This is a genomic window from Methylosinus sp. RM1, from assembly GCF_011378635.1.
Lineage (GTDB): Bacteria > Pseudomonadota > Alphaproteobacteria > Rhizobiales > Beijerinckiaceae > Methylosinus > Methylosinus sporium.
The window spans coordinates 1-10,580 of record NZ_WOVC01000065.1; the positions used below are offsets into that span (position 1 = coordinate 1).

General features: G+C 66.2%; 3 protein-coding genes and 1 CRISPR repeat array. Of the genes, 1 reads left to right on the forward strand and 2 read right to left on the reverse strand.

Annotated features, from left to right (window positions below; genetic code table 11):
- The first annotated feature begins 378 nt into the window (after nt 1-378).
- Nucleotides 379-7,866: direct repeats of the CRISPR family, unit length 32 nt; unit sequence GTCGCCCGTCGCGCACGGGCGTGGATTGGAAC.
- Between the two features lie 206 nt (nt 7,867-8,072).
- Nucleotides 8,073-8,513: a DUF6691 family protein gene (locus FMZ75_RS20320; RefSeq protein WP_246729155.1), complete on the reverse strand. Its 441-nt coding sequence runs from the start codon at nt 8,511-8,513 to the stop codon at nt 8,073-8,075.
- 3 nt (nt 8,514-8,516) lie between these two features.
- The gene (locus tag FMZ75_RS20325) at nt 8,517-8,945 is read right to left on the reverse strand and encodes a YeeE/YedE family protein (RefSeq protein ID WP_166145905.1); all 429 of its coding nucleotides are present in this window, start codon (nt 8,943-8,945) and stop codon (nt 8,517-8,519) included.
- 127 nt (nt 8,946-9,072) lie between these two features.
- Between FMZ75_RS20325 and FMZ75_RS20330 the strand changes: the two genes are divergently transcribed.
- The gene (locus FMZ75_RS20330) at nt 9,073-10,377 is read left to right on the forward strand and encodes an OmpP1/FadL family transporter (protein ID WP_166145908.1); all 1,305 of its coding nucleotides are present in this window, start codon (nt 9,073-9,075) and stop codon (nt 10,375-10,377) included.
- The last annotated feature ends 203 nt before the right edge of the window (nt 10,378-10,580 follow it).

Sequence of the window (10,580 nt, forward strand, 5' to 3'; positions counted from 1 at the left end):
CGCGCTCAGCCGCACCACGTGTTTCTTGACGGCGATCTCTTTCCCGGCCACGAATCATCTCCAGCGCTGTTCCGCAGCCGCAGTGATTCAGAACTAACCGTCAAAAGCAATGACGCGGGCCACTAGTTCGGAAAACGTCTTCGCAATTTCCGGAAATTTCGGTTTCGGCGTCGGGCCGAAACAGCAGCAGGATTTTCCGAGCGCGAACGCCTAGCGGCTGGCCAGAGGCCGGAGGGTTCGCGGAGCCAGAAAAAAGTTTGTAATCAACTACCTGACGATCTGCGTTCGCAGGGTCGCCTCCTGTCCGAGCGTTCAATCGTATCGGTTCGCGCGCAGATCTCGATTTTGTTCATCCGATCAATGTCCTATCTTGGCGGGGTCGCCCGTCGCGCACGGGCGTGGATTGGAACGTCGATCTTCACGCCGCGTTGTCGGAAAGCAATGTCGCCCGTCGCGCACGGGCGTGGATTGGAACTCTGCCATCAATCCCCCCTAGCGCTCGCCTTCAGTCGCCCGTCGCGCACGGGCGTGGATTGGAACGCGCATTTTGTCCAGCGAGTAACCGCGTTCCTGCGTCGCCCGTCGCGCACGGGCGTGGATTGGAACCCACTGATATCCTCCACGACAAGAGCGTAGTCCGGGTCGCCCGTCGCGCACGGGCGTGGATTGGAACACGCCAAGGACGACGCTGTCGAGCATGATGAGCGTGTCGCCCGTCGCGCACGGGCGTGGATTGGAACGACCAGCCTATCGATTTGACCTCTGGAACCGGAACCGTCGCCCGTCGCGCACGGGCGTGGATTGGAACAAGATAGGCCAGCTCGTCAGGCGGCGCGACGTGTCGCCCGTCGCGCACGGGCGTGGATTGGAACATCGCTGCCGCCATTGGAGTAGCGGCGTCTGAGGTCGCCCGTCGCGCACGGGCGTGGATTGGAACGACGCCTGGACATCGGAAAGGATTCGTCTCGCCTCGTCGCCCGTCGCGCACGGGCGTGGATTGGAACCGTCATGCGTCTCGGCGATCGTCCGGTTCGCGGTCGCCCGTCGCGCACGGGCGTGGATTGGAACGACCAGAAGGTCATAAGCCTGCGCGTAGAGCTCGAGTCGCCCGTCGCGCACGGGCGTGGATTGGAACCCTCGATTTGCTGGGTGAGGGTCGCGCTCATGCCGGTCGCCCGTCGCGCACGGGCGTGGATTGGAACGGTTACGCAGAGCTATGAGGTTCTGACGGCGGAGCGTCGCCCGTCGCGCACGGGCGTGGATTGGAACCCGATGAATGGTGCGCACTGGTTCAGGCTGACGGCGTCGCCCGTCGCGCACGGGCGTGGATTGGAACTCGCGATGCACGCGCGCCGTGAGGCCGGCGAACGCGTCGCCCGTCGCGCACGGGCGTGGATTGGAACACGCGCCCAGGCGCCAGTATTCGGGATGAGCGCACGTCGCCCGTCGCGCACGGGCGTGGATTGGAACAAGACCTTCGCCGCCTCCGCGCCGTCTCTGTTCACGTCGCCCGTCGCGCACGGGCGTGGATTGGAACACGTCGTCGGACCCCGGCAAGAAAGACCCGGCCGGGTCGCCCGTCGCGCACGGGCGTGGATTGGAACAGATGCTGGACTGCCCGCTTATGCAGCCGCAGGATGTCGCCCGTCGCGCACGGGCGTGGATTGGAACTCTCCGAAAGCGGCGGAGATCATGGCGCGGAAGGTCGCCCGTCGCGCACGGGCGTGGATTGGAACTCTGGCGCGCTCGGGCGGAGATCGTCCGAGCTAAGGTCGCCCGTCGCGCACGGGCGTGGATTGGAACCCCGACATATGCGATTTCTGGATGGTCGAATCCTGGTCGCCCGTCGCGCACGGGCGTGGATTGGAACGACGGAGCCGACCCGCACTGTTGCGGGTCGGTAGTCGCCCGTCGCGCACGGGCGTGGATTGGAACGAGCTAGATCATCGCCTACAGGGCGCCGGATCATGTCGCCCGTCGCGCACGGGCGTGGATTGGAACAGGCGGCCTTCCCCGACCATCCCTATGGCCTGCCGGTGCGGTCGCCCGTCGCGCACGGGCGTGGATTGGAACACGTCGTCAACATCGGAAGCGACGGGACGCGACAAGTCGCCCGTCGCGCACGGGCGTGGATTGGAACCCGCCGACAATATCGATGTCCGCTCGAAACGCGACCGTCGCCCGTCGCGCACGGGCGTGGATTGGAACTGTGGACAATTCCAGCGGCCTTCGTCGCCGCGGCGTCGCCCGTCGCGCACGGGCGTGGATTGGAACGACATATCGTCGACCATCGATATCACCGCGCTCAGTCGCCCGTCGCGCACGGGCGTGGATTGGAACGCGACGGCGTCGTCAAGAAGATCGGCGAGCGCAAGGGTCGCCCGTCGCGCACGGGCGTGGATTGGAACTCAACACCGCCTATCGCGCCAACTTCCAGCGCGCGCTCGTCGCCCGTCGCGCACGGGCGTGGATTGGAACCGGTTCTTCTGCTCGCCCGATTTGAGCTCGGGAATGTCGCCCGTCGCGCACGGGCGTGGATTGGAACCACGACGATCTCGACGCCGTGCTGCAGGCGGCGCTCGTCGCCCGTCGCGCACGGGCGTGGATTGGAACCTGCTCGATCTCTCGCGCAGCCTCAAGCCGCTGAGTCGCCCGTCGCGCACGGGCGTGGATTGGAACGTGTTCAAAAATTGCGTCGGCCCGAGCCGGCGCAGTCGCCCGTCGCGCACGGGCGTGGATTGGAACGTCGTTAGTCGCCGGGCGTTCGACGCCGAGCTGCGTCGCCCGTCGCGCACGGGCGTGGATTGGAACTTGGTCATCTCGCTGAGGACGACGGCCATGAAAATGTCGCCCGTCGCGCACGGGCGTGGATTGGAACTTGCGCCTGATCGCCGAAGCCTGCATGGCGGCAAGTCGCCCGTCGCGCACGGGCGTGGATTGGAACATGGCCGCGCGCCGGCGCTCATATGGACATTCGAGTCGCCCGTCGCGCACGGGCGTGGATTGGAACGCAAGCGCTCAATTAACCTCGATGCCGCGGGCGCGTCGCCCGTCGCGCACGGGCGTGGATTGGAACCTCTCGCGCGCCGGCGGCTTCGACCTGGAGACGCTGTCGCCCGTCGCGCACGGGCGTGGATTGGAACACGGCTCCGGCGCCTGCGGCCGCACGAATATCGAGGGTCGCCCGTCGCGCACGGGCGTGGATTGGAACCCGTCGAAGTTCTCGACCCGCAAACGCATGAAAAGGTCGCCCGTCGCGCACGGGCGTGGATTGGAACGGGCGACGGCGCGCCGCCGTCACGGCTGATATATTTGTCGCCCGTCGCGCACGGGCGTGGATTGGAACTGGCGATGGATCGAATATCACCAGGCTGTGCGGGAGTCGCCCGTCGCGCACGGGCGTGGATTGGAACATGTGGGTGACGGGGCCGTTCCTGCGTCGGGGCTGTCGCCCGTCGCGCACGGGCGTGGATTGGAACCGTCGATTTTCTCGCGCGACGCCGCCTTGTCGGGCGTCGCCCGTCGCGCACGGGCGTGGATTGGAACAACGACTGGTGGGGCCTCCCCTATGAGACGGCCGGCGTCGCCCGTCGCGCACGGGCGTGGATTGGAACTCTTCGACGCCGCGCTCGCGATCGACGATTACCGGTCGCCCGTCGCGCACGGGCGTGGATTGGAACGCATACAGCGGAAAGTTGGGCCGCGTTGCGCGCCGTCGCCCGTCGCGCACGGGCGTGGATTGGAACATCGAAGTGGGGCACGTTCGTCCGTCCGAGATGTGTCGCCCGTCGCGCACGGGCGTGGATTGGAACATAACGTATTCCGCCGCGAGGCGCGGCTCGGCCTGGTCGCCCGTCGCGCACGGGCGTGGATTGGAACCAGCATGGCGGGGCCGAAAGAGATGCGGCATCCGGTCGCCCGTCGCGCACGGGCGTGGATTGGAACGCGCGGCGGAGATCGTCATGCCGAGATCGCGCGCATAGTCGCCCGTCGCGCACGGGCGTGGATTGGAACGCCGGGCGTCGCGCTCGAGCGTCTTCGCGCTCGCGTCGCCCGTCGCGCACGGGCGTGGATTGGAACTTCGCCGATCGCGTCGTTGATCTTTTCGAGATTGTCGCCCGTCGCGCACGGGCGTGGATTGGAACGGCGTGGGCTCGCTCGTCGGCGGCCTCGTCGCCAGTCGCCCGTCGCGCACGGGCGTGGATTGGAACAGGATGCGACGTTGCGCGTCCGACTGCGCCATGAGGTCGCCCGTCGCGCACGGGCGTGGATTGGAACGCCTCCAGGAACTCGATCAGCATGGACTCGGGGATGTCGCCCGTCGCGCACGGGCGTGGATTGGAACCAGAACAGCACGAGCCCGGCCCCGCGCCGGGCTGTCGCCCGTCGCGCACGGGCGTGGATTGGAACGAGGCGACGCCGCCGGCGCTCGCCGAATGGCTGTTGTCGCCCGTCGCGCACGGGCGTGGATTGGAACCGGCGCTTCGGTGGGCGATCTTCGCGGCATCGCGGTCGCCCGTCGCGCACGGGCGTGGATTGGAACTCGACGAAGGCGCGGGCGGCGACGTATGGGCAATGTCGCCCGTCGCGCACGGGCGTGGATTGGAACTTCGCTATGCCGCCGCAGAGTTCGCAATAGACCAGTCGCCCGTCGCGCACGGGCGTGGATTGGAACAACGAAAGATCACAACCGATGACGTGATCCCGTCCGTCGCCCGTCGCGCACGGGCGTGGATTGGAACACGCTGGTGGCGGGCGGATCCTGCTCGGCCCCCTGTCGCCCGTCGCGCACGGGCGTGGATTGGAACATGGCGCCCAAGCAAGCGTGCGGCAAGCGCAAGCCGTCGCCCGTCGCGCACGGGCGTGGATTGGAACTCGACCGGGACGATCCTTCGTCCGCAGTTCGAGCGTCGCCCGTCGCGCACGGGCGTGGATTGGAACACGCCCATGGCTTCGGCGGCGGCGGTCGCGGTCTGTCGCCCGTCGCGCACGGGCGTGGATTGGAACCGGCGACGAGGCCGAGGCCCGGTCGCAGTCCGGCGTCGCCCGTCGCGCACGGGCGTGGATTGGAACATTGCGTCCCCCCGGCGCGCGCCAACGCGCCGTCTTGTCGCCCGTCGCGCACGGGCGTGGATTGGAACGCAATCAATCAGCGGGAGGTGGTCGGCGCTGTGAGTCGCCCGTCGCGCACGGGCGTGGATTGGAACACGAGATCGGCGAGATTGGCGTTTTCGACGCCCATGTCGCCCGTCGCGCACGGGCGTGGATTGGAACGCGAAACCGAGGCCGAGCCGGACGTCTATGAAGCGTCGCCCGTCGCGCACGGGCGTGGATTGGAACGCTGTGGCGCTTCGACGGGGCTCGGCTTCGGCAGCGTCGCCCGTCGCGCACGGGCGTGGATTGGAACTCCGTCTGAGAGGTGAGGCCAGCCCAAGCCGTAGAGTCGCCCGTCGCGCACGGGCGTGGATTGGAACTCGAGCGAGCCGCCGAGCTTGGCGGATGCGGTCCGTCGCCCGTCGCGCACGGGCGTGGATTGGAACTGATGCAGAACCTTATTGAGAAGCCGGCGCACAGTCGCCCGTCGCGCACGGGCGTGGATTGGAACGCGCCCGAGGCGTTCAAGAAGCCGCCGAACGAAGGTCGCCCGTCGCGCACGGGCGTGGATTGGAACCCTCAAAGCCTGCGGCGAGTCCGCCGACCTTCGAGGTCGCCCGTCGCGCACGGGCGTGGATTGGAACCGGCTCCAGCGTCAATCTCAATCGTCGAGAGGTGTCGCCCGTCGCGCACGGGCGTGGATTGGAACAAGCGCGGGGCGGATGGCGAGATCAAACCGAGCTTGTCGCCCGTCGCGCACGGGCGTGGATTGGAACACCCTTACCCGCGCCGGCGCCGAAGCAGCGCTCGAAGTCGCCCGTCGCGCACGGGCGTGGATTGGAACGTCGGACCTCGGCCAGCTGCGCGGCCTGCGCGAGTGTCGCCCGTCGCGCACGGGCGTGGATTGGAACGCTGTCGCGTCCGCGCCGTCTTGGGTGATCGAGGTCGCCCGTCGCGCACGGGCGTGGATTGGAACTCGATCAACGCTATAGCCTCTTGTGGGACCTTCGTCGCCCGTCGCGCACGGGCGTGGATTGGAACTTCAAGCAATGGGGTGAATGGAGCGAGGTCGACCGTCGCCCGTCGCGCACGGGCGTGGATTGGAACGGACTATTGCGCGACGCTTCGAAGCCGACGCGATAGTCGCCCGTCGCGCACGGGCGTGGATTGGAACGAAAAGCCTCGCCGCCTGCCGCGACAAATTCTCCAAGTCGCCCGTCGCGCACGGGCGTGGATTGGAACGCCGGGACGGTGTTCTTGTCGCTGGTCTCGACCTTGTCGCCCGTCGCGCACGGGCGTGGATTGGAACTATCTTCGGATGACGAGCCCCGTAGCGCGAGCCGAGGTCGCCCGTCGCGCACGGGCGTGGATTGGAACAATGACGTCCTGAAATCGATCATCAAAACGCTAGAGTCGCCCGTCGCGCACGGGCGTGGATTGGAACGTTTTCGCCAGCTTCGACGCATTGACATTGCCAGCGTCGCCCGTCGCGCACGGGCGTGGATTGGAACGTGACCTCCGCGCCGCCCGCGCCTTTGTCGAGAAGGTCGCCCGTCGCGCACGGGCGTGGATTGGAACAATGCTCGGTAAAGCCGCTTCGAAGGACGAGCCGGTCGCCCGTCGCGCACGGGCGTGGATTGGAACGCCGCAATGAGCCCGCGGCAGTGGACCGCGCCGCGTCGCCCGTCGCGCACGGGCGTGGATTGGAACCGGTTATCGGCGAGGAAATCAAGGTCGGCGCGCGCGTCGCCCGTCGCGCACGGGCGTGGATTGGAACCAGAGCGTCGAGCGCCAGCGCCTTGCGCACAGGCGGTCGCCCGTCGCGCACGGGCGTGGATTGGAACTTCCGTAACAGAGAGAACGGCTACAGCGGTCATGTCGCCCGTCGCGCACGGGCGTGGATTGGAACGATCCGCAAGACCATCCCCTCCTTCGGGGACGAAGTCGCCCGTCGCGCACGGGCGTGGATTGGAACTCGACTCGGTCAACGCTCTGCTGATCTGGGGCGGGTCGCCCGTCGCGCACGGGCGTGGATTGGAACGAGGTTATAGCCGATGTAGAAGACGTCCATGCCGCGCGTCGCCCGTCGCGCACGGGCGTGGATTGGAACGCCGCCGTTCTCCTCGCTCTACATTTATTCGGAGGTCGCCCGTCGCGCACGGGCGTGGATTGGAACAAGACCTTCGTCGCCTCGGCTCCGAGCATGTTCGTCGCCCGTCGCGCACGGGCGTGGATTGGAACTCAATCGCCGAACCGGCGAGATCGTGCATGTGCCTGTCGCCCGTCGCGCACGGGCGTGGATTGGAACCGTCCTTGCCGGCCTACTCCGCCGGCTGCTCGAGTCGCCCGTCGCGCACGGGCGTGGATTGGAACCTCTCTCCGACCTTCCTCTTCGACCGCGGGAGCGGGTCGCCCGTCGCGCACGGGCGTGGATTGGAACCCAATGAAAAGCGCATGTTGGCGCTCGCTAAGGCGTCGCCCGTCGCGCACGGGCGTGGATTGGAACTCGACGCGCGCTTCCAGAAGTTCCTGGAATATTGGTCGCCCGTCGCGCACGGGCGTGGATTGGAACGCGGCGAGCGAGCCGATGACATTGGTCAGTTGTGGTCGCCCGTCGCGCACGGGCGTGGATTGGAACACCGATCCGGCGAAAATCTGGATCGAGGCGCGACGTCGCCCGTCGCGCACGGGCGTGGATTGGAACGCGGTGGAGACGCTCATCGATCCCGGCGAGGCCGCGGTCGCCCGTCGCGCACGGGCGTGGATTGGAACACGGTGCCGAACACGCGCGTCGGCCGCAAGGGGCGTCGAACGCCGACGTCCGCGCCGATCGCGAGCTTGTCGGTGAACTTACGTTGGAGGACCCAGCCGGCATACCAAAAATTCTTATTGCCGCGCCCGTGGTTGATCCGATAGCCGCCGCCTCCGAAGGTCGTCCAGTCGCCGAAGTCTTTCTGAAGCCATAGGGGGAAGGCGCTCTACTCCTCCGGGACCGGCGCGCCGGCGGCTCTTGCGCCCGCCGAGATTTTTTGTAGCGCCATACCGGCCGTCATGGCCGCAATAAAAATCAGCGCGCTCGGATCGAGAAATCCGACGTCGACGATGCCGGGCCCAGGACAAATCCCCGACAGTCCCCATCCGACGCCGAAAATCAGGCCGCCGAGGACGAGCGGCGCGTCGATCCCAGTGGCTCTCGGCAGACGAAGTTCGCCGCCGAACAAGGTCCGCCGCCCCACCGCCTGAAACGCGACGAGACCGACCGCGATAGCGCCTCCCATGACGAGCGCCAGAGAGGGATCCCAAAGACCGAATAGATCGAGAAAGCCCTGAACCTTGTTCGGCGAAGTCATGCCGGAAAGATAGAGCCCGCTTCCGAAGACGAGGCCGATGAGGAAGGAGAGAATGATGCGCGTCATCATCGTTCAACCCAGCACATGACGGACGACATAAACGGTCGCGAAGCCCGCGAGCATGAAGCTCAGCGTCGCGACGAGCGATCGCGACGACAGCCGCGACAGGCCACAAACGCCGTGGCCGCTGGTGCAGCCGGAGCCGCGGCTCGTGCCGAAGCCGACGAGCAGACCGGCGAGGGCGTATTGCGTCCAGGGCCCGTCGATGACAGGCGGCGTCACGGGGAAGAACTGCTTCAGCACGCTCGGAGCCGCGAACAGCCCGAGCAGGAGAGCCGCCCGCCAGCCGACGTCGTCGCTCCTTGTCAACAGGCCGCCGACGATCCCGCTGACGCCCAATATTCGCCCGACGAGCAGAAGCAGTAGCGCCGCCGATATTCCGATGACGACCCCGCCGGCAAGCGAGCTCCAGGGCGTGAAATGTGTCCAGTCTATCTGCATAGGCGTCCCCTTTGCGACGAACCGCGGTAGGTGGCGGAAACTTGACGATTCGACTAGTACACTATATCACTAGAATATACTAACTAAGCGAGCCGAAACGACCAAAGGCTCGAAAACCGGAGGCTCGATGAGAGTTTTGCAATCCCCTGCGGCCGGCGCGCTGGCGTTCATTTTGGCGACCGGCATCCCGTCCGCCTGGGCGACGGAAGGTTACTTCCTCGAAGGCTACGGCGCTCGGGAAAAAGCCCTGGCGGGCGCCGGCGTCGCAGACTCTCGCGATCCGCTCGCCTTGTCGATCAACCCCGCCGGTCTAGTCGATCTGGGTCATCAATACACAGGCGGATTGACCGCCTTCTCGCCGGATCGCGGTTATGGCACGACAGGGCCCGGCTTTGTGGCGCAAGGTGACGTGCGAAGCGGGCGTGGACTCTTCCCTATCCCCTACGCTGGCTACAGCCGGCCGATCGATGCGACCTCCGCCTGGGGCGTAGCCGCCTATGGCAATGGCGGCATGAACACGACCTATTCGAAGAACTATACGAGCCAGTTTTTCCCGATCCCATTCGCCTGCCCCAAGCCCGGCGTGTTCTGCGGCGAGAACGCCGGCGTCGACCTCAACCAGGCCTTTCTTTCGGCTGGTTACGCCCAGCGCTTCGGAAATGTATCGATCGGCGTCGCGCCGATCCTCGCCATCCAGATATTCAAGGCGCGCGGGCTGTCTGGCTTCGGGCCTTTCTCCGTCGACCAGGCCAACTTGTCGGATCACAGCTACAACTGGTCGGTGGGCGCGGGCGTCCGCGCCGGCGCGCAATGGAACGTGACCAGCCAGTTGCGCATCGGCGTCGCGGCGGCGACGCCGATCTGGACGACCAAGTTCTACAAATACTCGGGCCTGTTCGCGGAGGGCGGCGGATTCGACATTCCAGCGACCGTCACGGCCGGCCTCGCGTTCGACCTGTTGCCGAACGTGACTCTGCTCGCCGATTGGCGGCATATCTTCTATTCGCAGGTCGCTTCCGTCGGCAATTCGTCGCAACTGCCGTTTCGATTTGGCCTGTCCAACGGGCCGGGATTCGGCTGGAGCGATGTGGACGCGGTCAAATTCGGCGCGGAATGGCGGGCGACGCCCGACTGGACGTTCCGCATCGGCTATGCCCACAACAATAATCCGATTCAGCCGCGCGACGTGACTATCAATATTCTCGCGCCGGGCGTCGTCACCGATCACCTCAGCGGCGGCCTCAGCTATCGCGTGACTCCGAACGCGACGATCGATCTCGCAGCGATCGTCTCGCCGCGACATTCGGTGTCCGGCATCGAGGTCACCCCGGCCGGTCCCAACCCGCTCCGCACAATCACAATCTATCTGAGCGAGTTCGAGATCACGGGTGGTTGGACCTACAAGTTCGACGCCGCCTATCAAATTCACTGAGACGACGCGGCGCCGACAAAGCGAAGGCCGCTTCGCTTTTATTTCGATGTATCGTATTTGGCGCGACGGCCTGCGTCCGATAAGTGATGCTTATCTCACGAATCCCCTCATTTTTTCTGACTCATTTTTGCCGCGGCGCTTCGCGAAACAAATTGTTAACGAATCGGTTTCGGGGATGGCGGGGCAATGCGGGCGACAACGCA

Excerpts from the sequence above, each read along its gene's own strand:
- FMZ75_RS20320 (WP_246729155.1), bottom strand. The coding sequence starts at position 8,513 with ATGATGACGCGCATCATTCTCTCCTTCCTCATCGGCCTCGTCTTCGGA.
- FMZ75_RS20325 (WP_166145905.1), bottom strand. The coding sequence starts at position 8,945 with ATGCAGATAGACTGGACACATTTCACGCCCTGGAGCTCGCTTGCCGGC.
- FMZ75_RS20330 (WP_166145908.1), top strand. The coding sequence starts at position 9,073 with ATGAGAGTTTTGCAATCCCCTGCGGCCGGCGCGCTGGCGTTCATTTTG.